This is a genomic window from Algoriphagus formosus (assembly GCF_002807035.1).
Classification (GTDB): domain Bacteria; phylum Bacteroidota; class Bacteroidia; order Cytophagales; family Cyclobacteriaceae; genus Algoriphagus; species Algoriphagus formosus.
In genome coordinates, this window is sequence record NZ_NIUC01000001.1 from 859,710 (window position 1) to 881,789 (window position 22,080).

A 22,080-nucleotide genomic window follows, 5' to 3' on the forward strand; every position below is an offset into this window, starting at 1 on the left:
TGAAGCTGACTTTCAATCAACTGTCAAGAAATTTACTTCTAGGATTTCCTGAGCTTTCAGACCTTGTGGTGAAAAATCTGGGTCACGCCTTTTTCCTTCCGGATACCACTTCCAAAAATACACTCCTGCCAGCCAAGGCTTCTTCCAAGCGGTTTCAAAAAATGCCTGATAGCAACGCGCCTGTACTTCTTCGGACAGCGGAGATTCCTTTCTTTCATTGGGCCAAACCCATGGCTCAGCAGCTGCATCAGCAGTATTGCAATAGCCAATTTCAGTAAAAATAACGGGCAACTGATAGTTCCTAACTAACTTTTCAATCGAAGCGAGTGGGTTTTTCCACCCCTTTTTTAATTGGTTCAAATCCGGCTCTTGACCTTCGCTTATTGGAAAATAGGCTTGAATTCCGATGTAGTCCAACTCATCCCAAAAAGTCACGTGCTCAAACTCTGTGAAGTTGGCAGCATAAATCAACTTACCCTTGTAAACTTCTCTAATTGATGAAATTATCACTAGCCATTCCGTCCTTCTGTGAACAGTCTTTTCCAGTTCAGTGCCTATGCATAGAATGGGAAAATCCAATTCGGCTGCCAATTTTGCATAGTCTACAATGAAATTCTTATAATTTTCAAACCACAAAACCCAATCTTCTTCTGAGTTCATTTTAATCTCTCCAGGCCAACTGCCTCTTGCCCAGAGATGTGGTTTAAGCATATTGGAAATCCCCAAATTGATCGATGAGTCGGCAGTGGCTCGAATTCCCCGAGCTGACTCTCCCCACCACTGACGGTCTGCATCCAGAGACCAGCGAATCTCGGGTTTGTTTTTATCAGCCTGCCAACCAAATGGCGTCTGAGAAATTGCATTGGCTCCAATGTTCCTTAAGGCTGCGAGCTCACCCCCTTGCAGAGGCTGTCTACTCCCAACCCAACAAACTCCTTTTAATTTTTCATTTACTGAAGGCAAGATTGGCTCAGCTTCCAAAACCCATAAACCCAGTCCCAGCGCAAGGATTGTGAAGAAACTGAGATAATATGGTGGTTTGATTTGCCTCACGAAACCAAGAGCGTTTGAATAAGTATTTCTTCTTCTAAGGTGCGATGGACAGGACAGCGATTGGCGATTTCCAAAAGCCGCTGCTGCTGATCGGAATCAAGATCACCTTCCAGCTCGATCTTACGAGTAAATTGACTGACTTTAGAACTCTCCTTTTCAGGTTTCTCAGAATCTATCCGATGGACTTTTTCGTGTTCAAGATATACCCTTACTTCTTCCAATGGCCATTTTTTGCGCTCAGCATACATTCGAAGCGTCATCACCGTACAGCTTCCCAATGAGGCCATCAACAAATCGTATGGTGTAGGCCCCAGATTTTTCCCACCTACTTCTAGGGGCTCATCTGCAATTAAATGATGAAAAGGAGTTTTGATCTCAGTCGTAAAACCAGCATCCGCACTTAGTCGAACCATCACCGGATGGCCTTTGGTATCATGTTCAATCTTGTCTTGCTGATCTACATAGCGTAAACTCCAAGAAGAAAGGACTTGACCAATATACTCTGCATCCGATTGATTGGACACCAAGTGATTTGCTCCGTCCAGTGAAACAAAGCTTTTGGGGTGCCAAGCTGATTTATAAATCTTTTCAGCATTTTCAATTCCCACAATTTCGTCTTGAGGGGAATGGAAAATCAGTAATGCCTTTTTCAGGTCTTTAAGGAATGATTCGATTGGCTGCTGATCCAAATTGTCCAAGAACTCTTTGCTGATCATGAATGGCCTACCTCCAATACTTATTTTGGCCTGTCCATTTTCTAGAATGTCTTCAAGCTTATTTTGAAATAAATGACGCACATGAAGCGGATCAGCAGGTGCACCGATTGTAGCAAGCGCATTCACCGAAGGAAGACTTTGAGCTGCGTAGAGTACTGCTGCACCTCCTAAGGAGTGGCCTATCAGCATAGCCGGAGCAGCATAGTTTTTCTCCAAAAATTCTGAAGCAACCAGAAGGTCTGAAATATTGGAGGAAAAATCACTTTCCGCGAATTCTCCTTCACTCCTACCCAATCCAGTAAAATCAAAACTCAACACAGCAATCCCTTCATTTGAAAGCGATTTGCTGATTCGCGTTACCGCTGAAAAATTCTTGGAGCAAGTAAAGCAATGAGCAAAAATGGCGTAAAATTTCGGTTGCCTTTCCAAAGGCAAATAAAGATCCCCTGAAAGCTCTAGTCCTTTTGAATTTTGAAATTTGACGCGCTTAGGGTTCATGTGAATTTAGTTGAGAAATTCTACCTGGATATTTTCCAAGTTAATTTCAGATAATAACTCCAAGTTACCCTTTTCATATAGTTCTTGCATATTTTCGACCGGAGTATTTTTATCTTCTGGCTTGAAATTCAGGTAGTTTTGAAATCTGATTCCATCCACATTTACCACAGAGCTCACCTCTCTAAATCGAACCCCACCCCCATCGGTATGATAGCTGTAGGCCATAAAATCCACATAAAAATCTTCCGTCCCAATCCAATATAAAAACTCATCATCAAAGTCTTCTCCACCGCCATCTTGCTGAAAGGTCACTTTTACTAAATGGTAGTTTTCACCATTGAGCGTGGTTTCCCCCAAATAGGATTTAATAGCCGCAGGGTCATTCAGTCCATAAGGTAAAAATGCGAAGTAAGCTACGGAATTGACTGAACGGGAAAAGGCACCTATGCGCTCTTCACTTAAGGTATCCACCTCCACTCCTTCTATCCATCGGGTAAACCCTTCATTATTCAATAAATCTTTGACTTGACCTAAGGAATCGGAAAACTCCCGAGTGTATTCAAAACGATCCGGACTCTTAAAAATCTGATAGTGAATATCCCGAAAATCGAAATCTATTCGAGCTGATTTATAGCATTCACCCCCATGGGCAGCAATAGACTTATCGACGATTTTTTCGGCTTCTGTTTTCACCTCGCAGGCAGCAAGCGTAAAAATTAATCCAAGCAGTCCTAATAGCTTATGTCTCATTATTCTTTCATTTTTATTTCAAAATTGTCATAAAGGTAATCCGCCCTCAAGTAAAGCTTTTTTCCACTTGAGTCTACCCGGTAGCTTTTTCGAATTTTATAAAACCTGAAAGGTCCAATTTCATTAAAGCCGATATTTTCAACGAGACTTCGATGATCTTTCAGTTGAATTTCGGTTCCTAGGATCAAATTCGTCTCGATATCCAAATAATACCACCAAATATCTCCATCTGGGCCATAATTAACTCGAAGGGTTTTGGCCTGACCCAAGGGTGTCTCTCGAATTCCCTCAGAACTCCATTCAGAACCTTCCTCATTCATCAGATTCCAGGGCTGGGCAAATGCATAAAAGGCAGCTTCGAAATCACTTCGTTTGCTTTCTAGAAAATCCCTGTTTGAGATCTCATTTCCACCAATCGAATAAGAGATTTGATCATCTTTCATTGATAAAATATGCACTACCGAATCCTGAGTCCAGGATATACTTCCTGATAGGGAAGGATAAAATCGAAAGACAATTTGCTGGTCCGTTTCCTTTTCGACTCCTCCATCTTCGAGGAGCAGCTTTGTCCACTTTCTAAAGGATACTTGCTCTAAATTATCCCAATTGTCTTGTCCTCCATGTGCTTCGATGCTATCAGAGAGAAAGATTTTAGCTTCTCTTTTTTCCTTTGGAGCACAGGAAAAGGAAAGTGTCAAAATAGCCAATACAAGACCGGATGTGACTTTTTTTAGGTACATTTTTTTATTCAATTGATCCCGAAACTTAGGAATAAAATCCCAAGCTAAAGCCACAAGAAGCAGACCGTATTCTAAAGACAGCAGACCGGAGGACTCATTGACCGGCTCTTGATGGTAGGCTGCGTAGGAGAAAATCATTGAAAAGCTCCAAACTATCCCAAAAATTCGACCATTGAACAAGGAAAGTCCAACCAAGGGAATAGCGTACCAAGGATGAACTACTGGCTGCAAAACCAAATAGACTAAGTAAATCAGGCTCCAAAAATCCACAAAGTGTAAAAGCCTTTGGGTTTTGATTCTTGAGCTGAGATAAAAAATTAAACCGATCGTAATGACCGAAAGCACTTTGGTCAGGATCGCAATGGTATTGTATCCCTCTATCCAATACCCCACCTCTCTAGCGAGATAGTAAACCGAGGCATTGAATTCAAATTTCCCTTGATAGAGACTCAATGTATCCAGGAAATTTCCCCAGGCATCTTGCCAAACCAAGGGCAAGAAAGCGATAAATATCCCTGAGAGAGCTCCTATCCAAAAAAAGGCGTGAATACGAGTTCTCCTAAAAAAAAGAAGACTGGGTACTAAAATCAAGGGAACCAATTTGACTCCTACAGCTAAGGACCAAAAGAGACCTGAAATAAATTTTCGATGTCTGACAAGAGCCCAAATACTCGCAAGCAATAAGAAAAGCACAATCCCTTCAAAGTGAAGGTTGACAGTAATTTCTTGAATTATAAAAGGATTCAACCAATAGAATATAATCCGTCGAAGGGGGACAGAGAAAGCCTTAAAAAGCCTGAGAAAAAGCAAAAGAACTCCGACTTCGAAGACAATCAAAATCAACCGGAGAACCTGAATGCCTGTGAATAGATTGTTGTCAGCGATTTTAGCCGAAATGCCAAATATCAATTGATTCAAAGGCGGGTAAACCGAAAAATAATCGGGTGAATTGAGTAGTGGGTATGCCGCTTGAAAAAACTGATAATCTTTCTCTGCTACTTCCACAGAATCCAACAATTGAGTGGGGGTAAATTGGTAAGGGTTCTCTCCCAAAAGAACTACCTCACCATCCCAGAGAAATCGGACATAATCCTCGGACCAACTAGGCACAGCTCCCAACATCCCCAAGCGAAGTACTAGACCCAGGAAAAATACCCAAATCCAGTTTTTAAGCTTTCTCCATTGCCAAAAAAGACCAAGCATAGCCAAAAAGCTTAATAAAAATGTCAGGAATAAAATCGTGAAACTTTCCCGCGGGATCAGATAACCCATCAGGAGATTACCCAGAACTAGGACAAGCAAGAAGATTGCTGTCAAAAAGTGGTTTCCAGTACCTTTCACAATCCCAATTCTTTTCGAATAGACTCGTGAATCAGCCCATTTTTGGTCCAATAGTCAAGCTTTTGATGATTTCTCCGGGTAGCCGTGGTACTCTCAAGCTGTCCATTTTCCTTAACTTGAATTTCTTCCCAGCTGACAATTTCGAATGGAAAAGATTCTTTAAACTGGATTTTTAAAGTTCTTCCCAATTCGGGGTATTCAACCACAAACTGATTAGTTTGATTTCCGAGTTCCTCCAACTCAATCTTCGCTCTGTAAGCTTTCAATTCGATATGAGAAAACCGCTGATAAGTCAGAGAAGGTATCAGTCGTTGATCCCCTTGAGGGACCAAATCAGGATTCAGTCGAATTAAATTGAAGATCCCATCCTCGGTTTGGGCATCGATTTTCAGGTTTTGATCACCCTCTGACTCAAAATAGGAAAAGAGCTTTGCCTGGTAGGCTGCATTTTTCCAATTCATCTGAATAAATGCCTGTCCACACCATTCTATCATGGTCTGTGTGAGTTTGTAGGCCGGAAGATCCTCCTCCACTGGGGTAAAGACGCTTAGCATCGTATGATAAGGGTAAACACCCGTGACAAAATCTCGGGTCATATTCAGTTTTAGCACCTTTCGAGCATCAGCTCCAGCATTCTGAGGATCATCAAGTTTGACCTGCTTGGATTTTGAAAAATCCTCAGTCACAAAAATCATCACTGCCTTCCCTTCTCGAGGCTCCCCATATCGGTACTGCTTGAGATCAAAAACATTCAATTCTGCTTGACCCTGATACCAATATTTTCCAAATGCATTCATATCCACATTTTCTCTGGAAGCGGTACCACAAGAGATCAGAAGGACAGAAAAAAACAACAGCGCGTAAAGTCGGGTAAGCATAAGTTCTATTTCATTCAGGAGATCTATACTTAAAAATGGTCAAAATTATCTTATATCCCGCACCAATCACACCTTTAACCGTCCCACTGACCTTAGACTGACCTATTCGTTTTCTGTAGCGAACCGGGATTTCAAGATAACGAAGACCTTTTTGATGAGCCTTGATTTGCATCTCGATGGTCCATCCAAAGTTTTCATCCCGCATGCCTAAGCTCATCAACGAATCCCATCGAATGGCCCGAAAAGGTCCCAAATCAGAAAAATAGGCTCCCTGAACAATCCGCATCAAGCGGGTCGCCAACCAATTTCCAAAAACCTGTGGAAATGTCATTGACCCGGATTCCCTCACTCCATTTGCTCTCGATCCCAACACGAAATCGGCTTTTCCTTTGGCAATGGGCTCTAAGAGTAAGATCATTTCTTCAGGGAAATCGCTGTAATCTCCATCCAGAAATACAACCACATCGGGGACTTGAGTTTGTTTACTAATCCAATCCATAGCCGTCAAACAAGCTTTTCCGTAGCCTTTTTGGGGTTCAAATACGACCACAGCTCCATGACTTTTGGATACCTCAGCAGTAGAATCTTTTGAATTATTATTGGCCACTACGACATTTCGTACCAGCGAAGGTATTTCCTGAATGACTTTCCCAATAGACTTCTCTTCATTGTACGCAGGGATGACCACATCCACAATCAAATCCTTCTTCATAAGTTATTTCCCCAAACTATAGGACCGAAACGAGGTAAAAAAAACAAGGCCATATCCAAATGCGAGCATGGCATGAAAAGGTAAAAACAGATAGTAACCAGACTGTATAGCCAAAATGACCATCACCAAAAAGATTAATGCGAGAAAACCTTCTGCCCAAGTAGTCGCAGGCATAGGAAACTTCAAGTAAAGGTTATTTCGAAGGCTGGATTTTCTTGATTCTAGGTTGAACTTTGGAGTCCTGATAAATGGAGATTTCTTGCCTGTCAAGCCTTCCCAAACTGCTTGGGAATTGTGAACTGCCATCCCCATAGACACGGAAAGAAACAGCGGAAGAATAAAAACAGCTTCTAGCAGGGATTTGAAGAATCCCTTTTTGGAATAAAAATAGGAGATCAGGTAAACCAAAGCGATAATCACAAAACCTATCAAGAAAATACCGGCAAATTGAGTCCATTTGGTGCTAATGAAACCCTGGAAACCCATCCACCAAACTGCTATACTCGCCAAGCTTACAGTCAAAATCACCAAGAAAATACTGCTATTAAACAGATGCGCCATGGCGTGCAACTTGGTTTTGACCGGCAAATCAGCTTGGAGTACAGATGATGCATGCTTTTTGGCACACTCAGCTCCACCCTTATTCCAGCGAAACTGCTGAGACTTGATGGCTGACATGATTGGTGGAAGTTCGGCAGGCGATTCGATCTCAGGTCTGTAAATGAACTTCCATCCCTTCTTTTGTGCCCGATAGCTCAAATCCAAATCTTCCGTCAGCGTATCATCTTCCCAATTGCCGGCATCCAGAATACATTCCTTTCTCCAAACGCCGCCTGTCCCATTGAAGTTAATGAAGGCCCCTAAGGTATTTCGACCTACCTGCTCAATCAGGAAATGGGCATCTAAAGCAAAAGCTTGGAGACGGGTCAAAAGCGAATAAGACTCATTGATGTGCGTCCATCGTGTTTGAACCATTCCGACCTTTGGATTTTGAAAATGAGGGATGGTCTTTTGCAAAAAATCTGGACTTGGAAGAAAATCCGCGTCGAAAATCGCAATGAATTCTCCTTTTGCTTTTTCCAATCCTTCTTTCAAGGCTCCTGCCTTAAATCCCTTCCGATTTTCCCTGTGAATGTATACAAAAGGGAAATCAGGGAAACCTTTGATTTTTTCACGAATTAAATCCTGCGTTTCATCCGTACTATCATCTAGAATTTGTACTTCAAGCTTGTCTAGCGGGTATTGGATCTTGGTGATCGCTTCAATAAGCCTTTCGGCTACATACTGTTCATTGAAAATGGGTAATTGTATTGTTACCCTAGGCAATTCAATGATGTTATCAGGTTTCGGATTTTTCTTTCTGGCTTTCCAAAAATTGAATAACAGATGACCCTGTGCCAAAGCATAGCCCAAAATCAACAGCATACCTAGGAGATATACCATTAGAAAGAAGTAGGAAATAATATCAGGCATTGAGTTTTACAGAATCATTGCCAATCAAAATCGGCATTTCATTGATTCGGCCCTCCTCAGGACCATTTTCGAGTTTCAGTACGCCACGCGGACAGACAGCAGAGCAAACCCCGCAACCCACACAGGAAGAACGGACTATATTTTGACCTCTTTGAGCATACCATCGCACATCGATTCCCATCTCACAATAGGTCGAGCAGTTTCCACATGAGATACATTGACCTCCATTAGTAGTAATTCTAAATCTAGACTTGAATCGCTGCACCATACCCAAGTAAGCAGCCAAGGGACAGCCAAATCGACACCATACACGATTACCCATAAAAGGATAAAATCCTGTCCCGACTACTCCTGCAAATGCAGATCCGATTGCAAAGCCATAAAATGAATGAAGCTGATTGGTCACATTTCCAAGAAAGCTGAATGCTGAAAAGTAGTTAGCAATCGTAAGAGCGGTCATCACTACCGCCAAAACCAATACTCCGTGAATCAAATAGCGCTCGATTTTCCAGGATTTTAGGGATTTATCTGAAAGCTGCCGGTAAGGATCTCCCACAGTCTCCGCCAATCCGCCGCATCCACAAACCCACGAACAGTACCATCGCTTTCCGTAGAAATAAGTGAATAAAGGCACTCCAACCACAATCAACAGTATTCCCCAAATCAGCATAAACATCCCGATTGCCCCTGAGCTAGTCAAGGTTTCTATTCGATAATCATAGAAAAATGAATAGTCAAGCGGCCAAATATTCTTAAAGTCAAAGTAAGGCTTATTCAACAGGACAAGGATTTCAGGAATCAAAAAAGCGAATGCAGTCTGGAAAAACATTACAGAAGCAGTGCGGATTTGCTGGTAGCGATTGCCCTTGTATTTCCTAAACATCCGTACTCCCATTACCAAAATGGCAAGCGTATAAATCAACCCATACAAAAACCACTGACTTGCAGGATTCCCTGAAAGAATGAGACTCAAAGGCTCCACCATCCATACCAGATTGACCATATAAGCTGGGAACCAATACAAAATCACATAAAAAAGGATCAAATAGCTTCCTGTCAACATGCCAAGCCAACCTCTATTTTTCATTTTGGAATGAAAAATTCCATTGTTCTTGATTCCTTCAGGCTCTCCTTTAAATTTTGGCAAATTGTAAAAAAGCCCTCCGAGTACAGTCAGGCCAATACTGACAAAAAGGAAAAGCCATGGATGGTTTTGGACGGGACTTGAAAGAGAAGCTTTAGCCAAAGGAAAACTGTAATCATCCCAAATGACTTGGTCCCATTTGGATTCAGCTTTTAGCTCGGAATTGTAGTCATCTACCTTTTGATTAAGCTCCCGAATGAAACTGAATGAACTTGAGTACTCCTTACCATACATGGGCGCCAATAACTCCTTCATCTTTTCTTGATGAATATCCTTGGTATTGTCAAGCACAATCGCCTCAGAAATGGTGTATTCACCCAAAAAGGGAATGACTGTGAAAGCCAGTAATCCTGTCAGAAATAAGGTAAGCCCGATTAGTTGAATGTACTTCATAGCTTCGCTCCGATCAATCTTTTAAAGAATGAGGGTTTAGAGATTTTCATGGTAATATTATTTTCTTCAGCATACTTTCTTTGGATTGCTGAGATATAGGGTGCGAAAAACTCTGGATCAAAATTAGCCTTATCCAAATTTTGAATCACTTTTTGCCCAGACCACTGTTCCCGGATAGCTTTATCAAAGAACTCATGTCTAAGCCTAAACCCAAAATTATTCACTCCCAAAATTCTTCCGTCTGAATCACAAAGCATGCGGAAACAGACTTTACCAGAACTGTGCTCCCAATAGAAATTTAAGACTTGACTTTCATCCCAATCGGCGGGAACCTGTCCATACGTTTGGTATTCAATATCCAAAAATTTAGCTGAATTGAACCAAACACCAGGCTTATAGGGTGTAGGCTTACCCAGAATAGTTTGGGCCAAAGTCTCCCCATGCATTCTCCCGGTATACCATACTTGTTCGATTAGATTTCGGTTCTTATCGGGTTTTTCTCGAAACTGTGCACAGTCCCCTATGGCAAATACATCCTTGAGATTGGTTTGAAATAACTGATCAACCAGAATTCCTCTATCCACGTCCAATTCTGTGCCTTTCAGAAAATCTATATTTGGACTTACTCCTGCGGTTAAACCCACAAATTGACAGGGAATTTCCTCGCCAGACTTTGTTTTTACCGCCTTGACTTTTCCACTTCCATCGGATATTATCTCCTCAAGCTCCGTATTGACCCTCAAATCAAAATGATGCTCTCGGATATGCCTCCCTACCATTTCTGATTCCTCCTCAGGGAGAATATTTCTCCAAAAACCAGACTCGCGAACCAAAAAAGTCACTTCAATATTTTTGTAGGCTAACATTTCAGCCATTTCAATTCCAATCAGCCCTCCCCCTACAATCACCGCTTGCTTCACTCCCGATTCGGTGTTCTTTTCCATCAATTCCAAATCCTGTTTGGAATACAATCCCTGCACACCCGTCAAATCCTGACCAGGCCAGCCAAATTTATTAGGCTTTGATCCAGTAGCTAAAACCAATTGGTCGTAAGTGATGGTTTTTCCGCTTTGGCAGTATAATTTTTTCCCTTCGAAATCCACTTTCTCAACCCAATCTTGAACAAGGTCAATCCGGTTTTTCTCCCAAAACCAATTCTCGTATGGTTGCGTGTGCTCGAATTTCATGTGCCCCATGTACACATACATCAGGGCTGTTCGGGAAAAGAAATATTTACTTTCACCGGAGATTACGGTTATTTGAATTTTATCATCACCTTTTCGGAGATGTCGCGCACAGGTGATCCCTGCTATTCCATTACCTAAGATGACAATATGTTTGCTTGGACTCATGAAGATTTCTTGATGATCAAAGATAGCCTATTCATTTAGACTCCAGTCATAGTCCAGATGACTGATTTTGGCATTGGAAGAGAGTTTGACTTTGGAATATTGGTTTAAAAAATCAATCAAGCTTCCATTTTTGGTAAAATCACCCTTGAACCACGAAAATATGGATGAGACTTCAGCCTTATCTTTTGAAATCTTATTTCGCTTAGGGTCATTGATAAATGATATGGCTACTTGATCTAATTGCTGATCAATTCTTTCCGGAACAAAGGCTTCATTTAGCAGAGGCGGGCATGAAAAAGATGCACAATTAATGGCAAAGTGAATCCTTGGTTCTTCAAATTCTTTGCGAAGAATACCATGTTCTATTTCATCTAGACTACTTTCCTGACCCCCTATTTTGAAAAACTTATAGTGCCAAACATCTTTGATAAGGGGGATTTTCAATTTGGGGCCCAGGTCTCGTATGCTTTCCACAGGATAATTATCTACAATCAGCTTAACGGTAAAGGCATTATAAGCATTGATCCAGTAGGCAAGTTGCTCTTCTTCAGACCATTTTTCTCGGTCAGGGGGATTATTGCTAAGGGTATTGAGATAGGCTTCCAGCTTTTCCTGGTCATTTATAAAACCTCGGTAGTTGACCATTCCATCCTCTTTCACATGCTTACCGAGGAGTTCATTCCAGACGCTGTGATCTGGCGGAGCGGTATTGATGCCTCCAAGATCAGAAGCTCCGCAGCTGAGAAGTGAAAACACTAAAGCAATCATGAGATTATACATAAATTCATTATTTCTAATTGAAGTTTGAATAAAGGTAAAGACTATTAGAAAAGTAAACCGTCGTCAAAAAGACAGGTTTCAATAAACCTTTTCTCCTTTGTTGAGCCATACTCCCCAGGCCCGGTTATAAGCATGCACTTTTTTGGTCTGACCCAAAGAGTCATAAACCGGCAATCCATCATTTACCCATTGGAAGATCCCACCGTAAAGATTTACGACATTGAAGCCCTCTTGGACCAACTTTTTACCAATATCCTGAGATCGGGCTCCAACCGAACAATAGACCAATACAGGTTTATCAGGATCTAGCTTTTCAAAAACCACCTCTGAAAAATCATCATATCCAACACAAATTGCTCCCTCTAAATGGCTGACCTCATACTCCTCTTTTTCTCGGGTATCCAAGATTTGGTACTTAGACAGACTTTCGATTTCATTGGGATAAATGACAGGGAAATCTGAATCGTAAAGCGTATTCAGCATGGTACGATAAGCCAAGGACTGACCATTTGAGGAGAAGGCCAAAAATGAAATGGCACAGTAAATAATGAAAGCTTTAGAAGGCAATAAACATTTTGAAATCATAAAGCCTAAACCCCAATTTGGCTTGGGAGGTTCTATCAGGCGTAAAAATCTGAAAGCCGCGCGAGACCTCTTCGATCCTTGATGATGATTTTCTTTCCTTCAAATTCAATTAGATTATCCTTTTTGAATTCGGAGAGTAGTCGAATCACCGACTCCGTAGCCGTACCCACGATTCCGGCTATCTCTTCCCGGCTGAGAACCAGGTCAATTTTTTGGGCTTCGTCACCTTCCACACCATAGCTGCTCGCCAAGAGAAGAAGCGTGTAAGCAAGTCGCTCCCGAATACTCTTTTGGGTGGCATCTGTCAGTTTATCCTCCATGATATTGAGTTCATGGCTTAGCTGTTTCGTCACCCGCTTAAAGAATTGTGTGTTTCCAAAAAGAGTTTCTAAAAATGATTCTTTAGGTATAAAGCATATTTTCGCATCCTCGACAATCATCGCCGAAGTAGTATAATTTTCTTCCCCCAAAAGTGCTGAATAGCCCAAGAAGTCACCAGCTTTAGCTAGATGTATAATTTGATCTTTCCCATTTGAAGCTGTTTTGTAAACTTTGACCACTCCAGCATTGATACAGAATATTCCTAAAGGCTTGGTGCCTTCATAGAATAGAATTTGCCCTTTTCGGTGCGAAATCAAGTTTTTACTCTCAGAGATACTGCAGATATGAGATTCTGACAAATCAGAAAGCAAGGAATATTTTCTGCTGGCGCAAAGTTCGCAAGGAAGTTGTTTTACTGAATTAGACATAGTGGGGTATTCATTAATGATTAAAAGGTAAAAAAAATGACTGAAATCATAAAATTTCAATGAGAAAATGGTGCTTTGGGTAGGTTTTTTTCTTGTAGAAATTGATTTCTTGTGAAGTCATATTTTAGAAATATGTGTGAGAATCCATTACTGAGAATCAAAAAGTTAGACTTGAGCTTGAAGTGATAGAGGACAGCCTGGTCCACTGTCTTTTGATTGATTGGGACGTTGGGTGCCTTGCACTCCACCAATAAGTAAGGGGCGCCTTCTTGATTACGCACAAGTATATCCGTACGCTTTTGAAGTTTATTATAGGTCAACCCTCTTTCAGACACAAGGAGACCTTTCGGATATTGATTTTTCTCTACCAAAAAATAAATCCAATGCTGCCTTACCCATTCCTCCGGGGTCAGCACAAGATGTTTCTTTCGGATCGAATCAAAAATCAGTAATCTCCCTTCTTCTTCAGTGATCCTAGGATTACATTCGGGAAGGTTGAGTTGAGGAAATTTTTCTTTGAAGAGTACCTCTTTCATGCCCCAAAGATGGAGCTTGCTGACCAGATTAAAAAGTCAAATAAGGAGCTATTTTTTGGATCCACTCCGGATCAAAAATCCGGATTTTAAGCAAGTCATCTGCTTGCTGAAAATTTCCGTGCTGATTGCGATAGGCTATAATAACTTTTGCCTGCCCATAACTGATATAGGGGTGCTTTGCTAGATCCTCCACAGCAGCATCATTGATTGCCAATCGATTTCTGATTTCTCCGTCAAATTCAAAATATTCCCATATTCGATCTGCTACTTCAGGCTGTACTCCGTAAATATCTTTCAATTGATCTTTTGAGAAAAAGCCTCCCATTGAAACTTCATATTTGATAATCCTAGCAGCTAAAGTTGGTCCTACTCCCGGAACAACTTGAAGTGTAATGGAATCTGCTTCCGAGAATGGAATTTTTCGAAGCCCCTGCATGGATCTATTGACAGTGTCCAATCCTACCCGGACCGGAAAAGGTGAAGAAACTTCCTCAAAACCCAACAATCGAAGCGAATCTGCGACCTCTAACAGATCCTTCTCCGTGGCAGGATCAATTTGCCTCGAAAACAATGAAAAAAGCTCAGGACTGAAGGCTAAAAAAGTCAGCACAGGAACTACTAATAAAAATCCTCTGGACTCTTTTCGGCTAAATCCAATTTCCCTTTTCAACCAATACAAAAAACGAAGTCTCATACTTCAATAGAATTGATCAATAACGGATAAGTTAAGAATATTGGCATTCAATTCAAATAATTCAGACCTTTGCTATCAATTTATTTAGACGGTTTCTAAATTGATTGATAAATGACATAAATCACATTTCCTCCACCTGTGTCTATTAAATTTGCGAGGCAAGAAGAATACTATGCAATTTAAGTTCAGTGCAATAAGTTTATCCCACAAGACAGCTCCTGTTCAGATCCGTGAATTGATTGCTTTAGATGATCAATCTATTCATTCCATTCTGATCAAATTGAAGGAGTTTTTCAGTCTTCAAGATGCCCTCATACTCTCAACTTGCAATCGGACGGAAGTTTACTACTCACATGAACTGGATCTCAGTTCTGAAATAATCAAATTGATCGGGCTGGAAAAAGGAATTCCTGAGGTCACTGATTATTTGGAATATTTCGAGCTCTACAAAAATGATCAAGATTCTGTATCTCACCTTTTTCGAGTGGCAGTCGGTCTGGAAGCTCAGGTAGTAGGAGATATCCAAATTGCTAATCAGGTCAAAAGAGCCTATCAAACCTCTGTTGATCTAGACATGGCAGGTCCATTTTTGCATCGTTTGATGCACACCGTTTTCTTCACCAACAAGCGTGTGGTGCAGGAGACTGCTTTCAGAGACGGTGCAGCCTCGCTTTCCTATGCCACCATCGAATTGATGGAAAGTTTGACTTCCAATACCTATCAACCTCGAATTTTATTGATTGGTCTTGGGGAAATAGGTGAAGATGTAGCAAAAAACATGGTCTACCTTCCTGACGCGAAAGTTAAGATTTCCAATCGTACACAAGAGAAGGCAGAAATTATAGCTGCTGAGTTGGGTTTTGAGGTGGTTCCATTTGATCAATTAGATCAAGCAATGGATGAGGCAGATGTGATTGTTTCTTCCATTCACAGAAACGACCCTTTTATCACCAAGGAACTCATCAGTCGTTTCAAAATCCAATCATACAAACTTCTGATTGATCTCTCTGTCCCTAGATCCATTGAAACTACTGTGGAAGAAGTACCTGGGGTGATTCTATACAACGTAGATAATATTCGAAGCAAAGCTTCTGAGGCTCTTGATAAAAGACTTTCTTCGATTCCTGATGTGGAAAAACTGATTTCAGAATCAATTGACGAATTCTACAATTGGAAAAAGGAAATGATGGTCTCTCCTACCATCAATAAATTAAAGCAGTCACTGGAGCAAATTCGCTTAGAGGAAATGTCCCGGTTCCTCAAAAATGCATCTGAGGATGAAGTGGCCATCATCGATAAGATTACCAAAAGCATGATGCAAAAAATCCTCAAGGTTCCGGTAATTCAGTTAAAGAATGCTTGTAAGCGGGACGAGGCAGAGGAAATGATCGAGATTATTTCAGACCTATTCGATCTTGACAAGATTAAATCAGATAAATAATTCGGTTCAATAACATAGATGAAGACCAAAGAAGTAGCTTTCTTTGGTCTTTATTATTCTAGGACATGGAAAACCTCAAAAAACTTTACATTCTAATCTTTTTCGCTCTTTTCCTGATCGGTAAATCAAATGCACAAACCTGGGAGGTTTATAACTCGGAAATGAGCCTTGTTTCAAGGTTGATGTATAATGAAATCCTCGTACTCGGGGAAGCTGTGAGAATTGCAGAAACCGATGAGGGTCTTTTTCTCCTCTCCAATGACTATCAACCTGCTGTCCAAATCGAAGGCCAAGAAGTCTATCAGTATCTATCGCCCTGGATTTTGGTAAAGGGCGAATCTGGACTGGGAGCCTATCACGAATATGGTCAAAAAGTTCTGGACCTAAAATATGATCAAATAGAGGTCTTTTTCAATCTTCTTCTTGCTAAAAAAGGTCAGGAATACTTTGTCTATGAAAGAGGAAAAGGGACAACCCGGTCTTTGGGAGTGCTGGATCATGCTTGGATCAGCAGTAGAGGACAGGTAATTGCAGAAGATAACGGAAAGTACTATTTGCCCTTGTCCATCAATCCCACAAAGGATTATGAATTATTAGAGGATAATGACAGTGACTACCTTTTAATCAAAGATGTCGAAGGATATGGCTTGCTCAATATGGAAGGTCGAGTGGTCTTGGATGCTGTTTTGGATTCGCTTGAGCATACCCGAGGAAACTTTTACTTTGGATTCAATGAAAACCAATATCTCTTGGTGGAGGGAGATCCTATTCAGGCAAATGTCCGATACAATAGTTTCCACAGAATCTCTTTCGAAAATGATCTTATGCTAGAATACATTCATGGCAAGCTTCGTCGAGTAATGAAAGAGGATGGCATTCTACTAGATGCCGTAGGAATGACCGAGGTAAACCGGATCGGCCCGGATTTGTACAATGTGAAATTTAGAGACAATAAACTGGGGCTATTGGGAAGAGATGGATGGCTGGTAGGCCCAAGCGATAGTCTTTCTTTTATCCGTGGTAGTGATGAAAAACTTTTCCCTGCTAGTAATGAATTAGGTAAATGGGGAGCCGTAGACTCCAATGGCCAGTGGATAATTAGTCCAAGCCTTGATGAAATGGGAAGTTTCAAAAATGGAATTGCTGCCTTCAGAAAAGGGGGTTTTTGGGGCATTATTGATAGAAGCGGAAAAATCCTTTCCGATGCAAACTGGGATAGAGTCAGTATTCAATCGAATGGAAGAGCAATCGGTGAAAATTCATCAGGGAAATTCATTCTAAGCGCTGAAAATGAGTACAAAGGAGTTGAAAGCTTTGAAAACATCATTCCCTTAGATGAAGGAGAATTTATTGCCATCCGTGATGGGAAAGCAGGCTTTTACTCTTCTAATCAAGATCCGAAATTAGAAAACCTTTTTGATAGTATTCTAGTGCAAGATGGCCGCTGGCTGACAGCTGAGTCTGAGGGGAAAATCGGGCTTTTCGATAGAACAGGAAAAAATGTCCTTCCGATAGATTATGAGAACATAATTTTTGATCAGTTTAAAAATACTATCCTGGTCAAATGTACCTACAAGCCGATCATTGTAGTGGAACCAGAAGATTCTAAAAAAAGAAAAAAAGGGCGTTAAGCCCTTTTCTTATTTTTTCTCGTTTTTGCCCTTGCCCGAATCCGAACTATCCGAGTCAGAATTGGCTATAGAATCTCTCATGGAAGTATCTGATTTGATATTCTCCATTCGATAGTAATCCATCACCCCAAGTTGACCAGATCGGAAAGCCTCTGCGAGAGCCAAAGGAACTTCCGCTTCTGCTTCAATAACTTTGGCACGCATTTCAACAGACTTGGCACGCATTTCTTGTTCTAAGGCAACTGCCATCGCTCTTCGTTCTTCTGCCTTCGCCTCTGCTACTTTAAGGTCAGCAGAAGCCTGATCGATTTGAAGTTTTGCTCCGATATTGGTTCCCACATCAATATCTGCAATATCGATTGAAAGGATCTCAAAAGCAGTTCCTGCATCCAGACCGCGTTGTAACACGAGTTTGGAAATTTTATCTGGGTTTTCGAGTACGCTCTTGTGCGTATCAGCAGAACCAATGGAGGTAACAATCCCTTCTCCTACCCTTGCTAAAATGGTGTCCTCACCAGCACCACCGACTAGTTGGGCGATATTGGCTCTCACAGTCACACGAGCTTTTGCGACTAACTGAATACCATCTGCAGCCACTGCAGCGACACTAGGTGTATTGATCACTTTTGGATTCACACTGATTTGAACTGCTTCAAATACGTCCCTTCCTGCCAAATCAATTGCCGTAGCCTGCTTGAAGGAAAGATTAATATTGGCCTTGTCTGCGGAGATTAGCGCTCGAATTACATTTGGTACGTTTCCTCCTGCCAAGTAGTGCGTTTCTAGATCATTTGTCGTGAGTTGCAAACCGGCCTTGGTCGCAGTAATCATCGAGTTAACAATAATACTCGGCGGCACTTTTCGGATTCTCATTCCGATGAGTTCGCCGATTCCCACGCGTACATTCGCAAATTGAGCCGTAATCCAAAGATTGACGGGTACGAAATAAAGGAAGATGAATAAAAGAATAATCCCCGCCACAGCAGCGATTAAAATGAACATTGAACTATTTGGATCCATAATTATTTAACTAAAATCAGATTATTTTCTATTCGAATAACAGTAATCTCCGTACCCACCGGAATGAATCCAGATTCGGATTTGACTTCATAGATTTGATCTTGGAAATCTGCCTTTCCGTAAGGTTTGATGTCAGACGCAGCTTTTCCCATCATCCCTACCTGAAGTCCTACCAAGCGGTCGTCAAAGGCTCCACCCTGCATGGAAGACTTCAAGGAAAACTTATCCCAAACGCCTGATCGAAAACCATAGACTACAGCGGCTAAATTGATTATGACTGCGCCCGTTGTGATCCACCAGGCTATTTCAGGACTAAACGTAAGAAAGGCATAGGCTACTCCTGCAAGACTGATCACTAGACCAAATATACCCACTACGGTAGTACCTGGAACGAATAGGATTTCAGCCAATAATAAAATCAGCCCAATACCTAGAAGACTTACTAAAATCAAAATCGACATTTGAAACCTTGATTACTTCAAAACCAAGATACGACAAAGAATTATAATGGAAATAGAAACTTCGAAAACAATTTAGTTTTAGAATTAAAGGCAATAAAAAAACCCGGTTTGACCGGGTTTGAATTTAATAAGCTTTCGCAAAAAGGACTCTGCCTTTGGAAGGCTTTCCTGTTAATACGCATTTTCCACTTTCTTCTTTTTGATCAAGTGGGATACAACGGATAGTGGCTTTGGTCAATTCTTTGATTTTATCTTCAGTCTCACTAGTTCCATCCCAATGAGCAGAAAGAAAACCTCCCTTGGATTCTAGGAGTTCTTGAAACTCTTCCCATGAGTTTACCTCGGTCGTATGCGACTCTTTGAAATCATTCGCTTTCTGGTAGATGGAAGTTTGAATCTCATCCAAAAGCGTTTTAACCTTCTCTTCGATTGGCATAGAATCTAATGCAAATGATTCTTTGGTTAAGGTATCCCTTCTAGCGATTTCGACAGTTCCATTTTCCAAATCTCTTGGACCAAGCGCAATACGAAGCGGCACACCCTTCAATTCATATTCTGCAAACTTCCAACCTGGCTTGTGCGTATCACGATCATCAAATTTGACAGAAACACCAGCTTTTCTCAGTGCTGAAACCAACTCATTTGCTTTGGCACTAACGGCCTTAAATTCATCATCTCCACGATAAATCGGAACAATTACTACCTGCATCGGAGCAAGTTTCGGAGGTAAAACTAACCCATTGTCATCAGAGTGAGCCATGATCAAAGCTCCCATCAGACGGGTACTTACGCCCCAGGATGTTCCCCAGACAAAATCAAGTCCACCTTCTTTGGTTGCAAATTTCACATCAAAGGCTTTTGCAAAATTTTGTCCCAAAAAATGAGAAGTTCCAGCCTGGAGAGCCTTACCATCTTGCATCATTGCTTCAATACATAAAGTATCTTCAGCACCTGCAAAACGCTCATTTTCGGTCTTTCTTCCTCTCACCACCGGTAAAGCCATGAATTCCTCCGCAAACTGAGCATACACTTGCATCATTTGAAGTGTCTCAGCCTCAGCCTCCTCTTTGGTGGCGTGGGCTGTGTGACCTTCTTGCCAAAGAAACTCTGCTGTGCGAAGGAAAAGTCGAGTTCGCATTTCCCATCGAACTACATTAGCCCACTGATTGACTAGCAACGGAAGATCTCGATAGGATTGAATCCAGTTTTTATACGTACTCCAAATGACCGTCTCAGAGGTAGGACGAACAATCAGCTCTTCCTCAAGCTTTGCTTCAGGATCTACCACAACTCCCTTTCCATTCTCATCATTCTTTAATCGATAATGAGTGACTACGGCACACTCTTTCGCAAAGCCCTCCACATGAGAAGCTTCTTTGCTCAAATATGACTTAGGTATAAAGAGTGGGAAATAAGCATTGGTGTGGCCTGTTTCTTTGAACATCCGATCTAACTCGGCTTGCATTTTTTCCCAGATTGAATACCCATAAGGTTTAATGACCATACAGCCTCGAACAGCCGAATTCTCAGCTAAATCGGCTCTTTTCACTAATTCATTATACCAAAGGGAATAATCCTCACTTCGTTTTGGAAGTCCTTTACTCATTATAGTTGATTTGGAAGTTATTTGTAGATAATTTTGCTAAATTAAGCGTCGCAAATATAGCCAAAAAGAATAACCCTACACCCTTAAGGCCGTATACTGTACTAACAACTAAATAAAGCTATGAGGCAATTTAAAGGCATCTTATCATTAGTAATCATCGGAGCAGTGACTTTGAGTGCTTGCTCTACATCTCAAATAGCGAGTACCAGCCCATCGGATAATCTCTATTTCATGGCTTCTGATGCTCAAATTTCGAGTACTTATGCCGTAGCAAATAATACTCCGGAGACTTTTGAGCAATTTGAACAAGCTCAAACAGTTCCGAATGAAAGTTTCAGTAGTAGAAATGTAAATCCGGAATATTTGGCAAAATACTCTGCCACTCCCGAGGAGACAGGAGATGAAGTGGTGTACTTCGATGACAACACTACTACTCAATCTACTCAAGGAGACATTGACGCTTACAATAATTTTTCTGTAAACAACAATAATAATTCTTTCAATTCAGGCTTCAACTCCGGACTTGCATTCAGCATGGGATTCATGACAGGCTTCAATCCTTGGGGATTTGGCATGTGGGATCCATTCTGGGGACCTAGCTTCGGCTGGGGAGGAGGATGGGGTCCTGGATGGGGCTTCAGACCTGGATTTTCTATCAACATAGGATTTGGCTTCGGTAGTCCATTCTGGGGTTCGCCTTGGGGTAATCCATTTTACCGACCTGGATGGGGAGGATTTTACGATCCTTTCTGGGGTCCAAACCTAGCCTGGGGAGGCGGATGGGGTCCCGGATGGGGAATGCCAATCTATGGTAACCGTCCGATTTATGTATTGCCAGGTGGCGAATTTGGAGATAGAAGAATCGTGAGAGGGGCAAGACCTACTCGCGGTGCATCCTTAGCTGGAGTTTCAGGAGACCGAAGCAGTGCAGTATTACCAAACACATCGAGAGCTCAAGCACGTAGAAGTGCAATGTCCAACAGAAGTTTGGTTTCTTCTGATCGCTCTAGGGTCCCTGCCAGAGACTTCTCAAATAGTCAATCAGATTATTATAATTCTAATAGATCTAGGATAGCAAATTCTTCTCCTAGGAATACAGGATCTGCAGCCATGAACCGATCATCTGCGACTCGTTCTAGAAGTGCTATGCCAACTGCAAGACCTTCTACCAGAACTATGGATAGAAGCGGATACGCTCCTTCAAGATCTATGAACAATTACAATTCAAGAAGAAGCACTAGCCCTTCTTATAACAGAAGTGCTATTCCTAATAGAAGTTCTAGTCCTTCTTACAATCGTGGTACAACTAACAGAACATATACACCAAGCCGCAGCTCTAGCACTCCAAGTAGAATGAGTACTCCATCGAGAAGCTCATCTAGTGGAGGTATGAGATCTTCTGGAGGTGGTGGTGTCTCAAGAAGTAGTTCCTCATCAGGATCGAGAGGAGGAAGGGGAAATTAATTCCCCTTTTTTTTTGAATTAAATTTATCCGTTTCAATCATTTTTTCGTTTTTAAATTCAAAC

20 protein-coding genes are annotated in these 22,080 nt (G+C 41.4%); 3 read left to right on the forward strand and 17 right to left on the reverse strand.

The genetic code is table 11. The features are described 5' to 3' along the window. Nucleotides 1–12: 12 nt before the first annotated feature. The 14 genes from CDH51_RS03845 to CDH51_RS03910 form a co-directional block, all read right to left on the reverse strand. Nucleotides 13–1,053, reverse strand: a complete 1,041-nt coding sequence (locus CDH51_RS03845; RefSeq protein ID WP_232724735.1) for a glycoside hydrolase family 113 — start codon at nt 1,051–1,053, stop codon at nt 13–15. Beyond that, nucleotides 1,050–2,267, reverse strand: coding sequence for a bifunctional alpha/beta hydrolase/OsmC family protein (locus CDH51_RS03850; RefSeq protein WP_100627327.1), 1,218 nt, complete (start codon nt 2,265–2,267; stop codon nt 1,050–1,052). The genes CDH51_RS03845 and CDH51_RS03850 overlap by 4 nt, the downstream gene beginning before the upstream one ends. A 6-nt stretch (nt 2,268–2,273) precedes the next feature. Further along, nucleotides 2,274–3,017, reverse strand: coding sequence for a DUF6503 family protein (locus CDH51_RS03855; RefSeq protein ID WP_100627328.1), 744 nt, complete (start codon nt 3,015–3,017; stop codon nt 2,274–2,276). Next, nucleotides 3,017–5,074: a glycosyltransferase family 87 protein gene (locus CDH51_RS03860; RefSeq protein WP_157807035.1), complete on the reverse strand. Its 2,058-nt coding sequence runs from the start codon at nt 5,072–5,074 to the stop codon at nt 3,017–3,019. Before CDH51_RS03860 ends, CDH51_RS03855 begins: the two co-directional genes overlap by 1 nt. Nucleotides 5,075–5,094: 20 nt before the next feature. Then, nucleotides 5,095–5,976 carry a hypothetical protein gene (locus CDH51_RS03865; protein WP_100627330.1) on the reverse strand — a complete coding sequence of 294 codons (882 nt, stop codon included), beginning with the start codon at nt 5,974–5,976 and terminating at the stop codon, nt 5,095–5,097. A gap of 10 nt (nt 5,977–5,986) precedes the next feature. Beyond that, nucleotides 5,987–6,688, reverse strand: a complete 702-nt coding sequence (locus tag CDH51_RS03870; protein WP_100627331.1) for a glycosyltransferase family 2 protein — start codon at nt 6,686–6,688, stop codon at nt 5,987–5,989. A 3-nt stretch (nt 6,689–6,691) separates the two neighbouring features. Then, the gene (locus CDH51_RS03875; RefSeq protein WP_100627332.1) at nt 6,692–8,161 is read right to left on the reverse strand and encodes a cellulose synthase family protein; all 1,470 of its coding nucleotides are present in this window, start codon (nt 8,159–8,161) and stop codon (nt 6,692–6,694) included. Then, nucleotides 8,154–9,698: a 4Fe-4S binding protein gene (locus CDH51_RS03880; protein ID WP_100627333.1), complete on the reverse strand. Its 1,545-nt coding sequence runs from the start codon at nt 9,696–9,698 to the stop codon at nt 8,154–8,156. Before CDH51_RS03880 ends, CDH51_RS03875 begins: the two co-directional genes overlap by 8 nt. Next, a complete protein-coding gene (locus CDH51_RS03885) occupies nt 9,695–11,050 on the reverse strand; it encodes an NAD(P)/FAD-dependent oxidoreductase (protein ID WP_100627334.1) in 1,356 nt (451 codons plus the stop codon). Before CDH51_RS03885 ends, CDH51_RS03880 begins: the two co-directional genes overlap by 4 nt. A gap of 27 nt (nt 11,051–11,077) precedes the next feature. Beyond that, on the reverse strand, nt 11,078–11,830 hold the full coding sequence (locus tag CDH51_RS03890; RefSeq protein WP_100627335.1) for a DUF547 domain-containing protein: 753 nt from the start codon (nt 11,828–11,830) through the stop codon (nt 11,078–11,080). Nucleotides 11,831–11,908: 78 nt separating this feature from the next. Further along, a complete protein-coding gene (locus tag CDH51_RS03895) occupies nt 11,909–12,415 on the reverse strand; it encodes a rhodanese-like domain-containing protein (RefSeq protein ID WP_100627336.1) in 507 nt (168 codons plus the stop codon). 35 nt (nt 12,416–12,450) lie between these two features. Then, on the reverse strand, nt 12,451–13,164 hold the full coding sequence (locus CDH51_RS03900) for a Crp/Fnr family transcriptional regulator (protein ID WP_100627808.1): 714 nt from the start codon (nt 13,162–13,164) through the stop codon (nt 12,451–12,453). 56 nt (nt 13,165–13,220) lie between these two features. Then, nucleotides 13,221–13,700, reverse strand: coding sequence for a type I restriction enzyme HsdR N-terminal domain-containing protein (locus CDH51_RS03905; RefSeq protein ID WP_100627337.1), 480 nt, complete (start codon nt 13,698–13,700; stop codon nt 13,221–13,223). Between the two features lie 28 nt (nt 13,701–13,728). Beyond that, a complete protein-coding gene (locus CDH51_RS03910; RefSeq protein WP_100627338.1) occupies nt 13,729–14,394 on the reverse strand; it encodes a ComEA family DNA-binding protein in 666 nt (221 codons plus the stop codon). Nucleotides 14,395–14,566: 172 nt separating this feature from the next. On the opposite strand from CDH51_RS03910, the gene hemA reads away from it, so the two are divergent. Then, on the forward strand, nt 14,567–15,835 hold the full coding sequence (gene hemA, locus CDH51_RS03915; RefSeq protein ID WP_100627339.1) for a glutamyl-tRNA reductase: 1,269 nt from the start codon (nt 14,567–14,569) through the stop codon (nt 15,833–15,835). Between the two features lie 65 nt (nt 15,836–15,900). Continuing rightward, nucleotides 15,901–17,466, forward strand: coding sequence for a WG repeat-containing protein (locus CDH51_RS03920; RefSeq protein ID WP_100627340.1), 1,566 nt, complete (start codon nt 15,901–15,903; stop codon nt 17,464–17,466). A gap of 9 nt (nt 17,467–17,475) precedes the next feature. Here CDH51_RS03920 and floA read toward each other — a convergent pair whose 3' ends face one another. The 3 genes from floA to proS all read right to left on the reverse strand — a co-directional run bounded on the left by floA (nt 17,476) and on the right by proS (nt 20,553). After that, complete coding sequence (gene floA / locus CDH51_RS03925; protein ID WP_394335565.1) at nt 17,476–18,468, reverse strand: flotillin-like protein FloA; 993 nt, start codon at nt 18,466–18,468, stop codon at nt 17,476–17,478. Between the two features lie 20 nt (nt 18,469–18,488). Then, nucleotides 18,489–18,947 (reverse strand): NfeD family protein, encoded by a 459-nt coding sequence (locus CDH51_RS03930; protein ID WP_100627342.1) that lies wholly within the window; start codon nt 18,945–18,947, stop codon nt 18,489–18,491. A gap of 124 nt (nt 18,948–19,071) precedes the next feature. Continuing rightward, nucleotides 19,072–20,553 (reverse strand): proline--tRNA ligase, encoded by a 1,482-nt coding sequence (gene proS / locus CDH51_RS03935; protein WP_100627343.1) that lies wholly within the window; start codon nt 20,551–20,553, stop codon nt 19,072–19,074. Between the two features lie 120 nt (nt 20,554–20,673). Here proS and CDH51_RS03940 point away from each other — a divergent pair, with 120 nt between their 5' ends. Continuing rightward, nucleotides 20,674–22,017 (forward strand): hypothetical protein, encoded by a 1,344-nt coding sequence (locus tag CDH51_RS03940; protein WP_100627344.1) that lies wholly within the window; start codon nt 20,674–20,676, stop codon nt 22,015–22,017. Nucleotides 22,018–22,080 lie beyond the last annotated feature (63 nt).

Bases quoted from the DNA above. Each gene is read 5' to 3' on its own strand.
- CDH51_RS03850 (WP_100627327.1), bottom strand. From the start codon at position 2,267: ATGAACCCTAAGCGCGTCAAATTTCAAAATTCAAAAGGACTAGAGCTT.
- CDH51_RS03855 (WP_100627328.1), bottom strand. From the start codon at position 3,017: ATGAGACATAAGCTATTAGGACTGCTTGGATTAATTTTTACGCTTGCT.
- CDH51_RS03865 (WP_100627330.1), bottom strand. From the start codon at position 5,976: ATGCTTACCCGACTTTACGCGCTGTTGTTTTTTTCTGTCCTTCTGATC.
- CDH51_RS03870 (WP_100627331.1), bottom strand. From the start codon at position 6,688: ATGAAGAAGGATTTGATTGTGGATGTGGTCATCCCTGCGTACAATGAA.
- CDH51_RS03875 (WP_100627332.1), bottom strand. From the start codon at position 8,161: ATGCCTGATATTATTTCCTACTTCTTTCTAATGGTATATCTCCTAGGT.
- CDH51_RS03880 (WP_100627333.1), bottom strand. From the start codon at position 9,698: ATGAAGTACATTCAACTAATCGGGCTTACCTTATTTCTGACAGGATTA.
- CDH51_RS03885 (WP_100627334.1), bottom strand. From the start codon at position 11,050: ATGAGTCCAAGCAAACATATTGTCATCTTAGGTAATGGAATAGCAGGG.
- CDH51_RS03890 (WP_100627335.1), bottom strand. From the start codon at position 11,830: ATGTATAATCTCATGATTGCTTTAGTGTTTTCACTTCTCAGCTGCGGA.
- CDH51_RS03895 (WP_100627336.1), bottom strand. From the start codon at position 12,415: ATGATTTCAAAATGTTTATTGCCTTCTAAAGCTTTCATTATTTACTGT.
- CDH51_RS03900 (WP_100627808.1), bottom strand. From the start codon at position 13,164: ATGTCTAATTCAGTAAAACAACTTCCTTGCGAACTTTGCGCCAGCAGA.
- CDH51_RS03905 (WP_100627337.1), bottom strand. From the start codon at position 13,700: ATGAAAGAGGTACTCTTCAAAGAAAAATTTCCTCAACTCAACCTTCCC.
- CDH51_RS03910 (WP_100627338.1), bottom strand. From the start codon at position 14,394: ATGAGACTTCGTTTTTTGTATTGGTTGAAAAGGGAAATTGGATTTAGC.
- hemA (WP_100627339.1), top strand. From the start codon at position 14,567: ATGCAATTTAAGTTCAGTGCAATAAGTTTATCCCACAAGACAGCTCCT.
- CDH51_RS03920 (WP_100627340.1), top strand. From the start codon at position 15,901: ATGGAAAACCTCAAAAAACTTTACATTCTAATCTTTTTCGCTCTTTTC.
- floA (WP_394335565.1), bottom strand. From the start codon at position 18,468: ATGTTCATTTTAATCGCTGCTGTGGCGGGGATTATTCTTTTATTCATC.
- CDH51_RS03930 (WP_100627342.1), bottom strand. From the start codon at position 18,947: ATGTCGATTTTGATTTTAGTAAGTCTTCTAGGTATTGGGCTGATTTTA.
- proS (WP_100627343.1), bottom strand. From the start codon at position 20,553: ATGAGTAAAGGACTTCCAAAACGAAGTGAGGATTATTCCCTTTGGTAT.
- CDH51_RS03940 (WP_100627344.1), top strand. From the start codon at position 20,674: ATGAGGCAATTTAAAGGCATCTTATCATTAGTAATCATCGGAGCAGTG.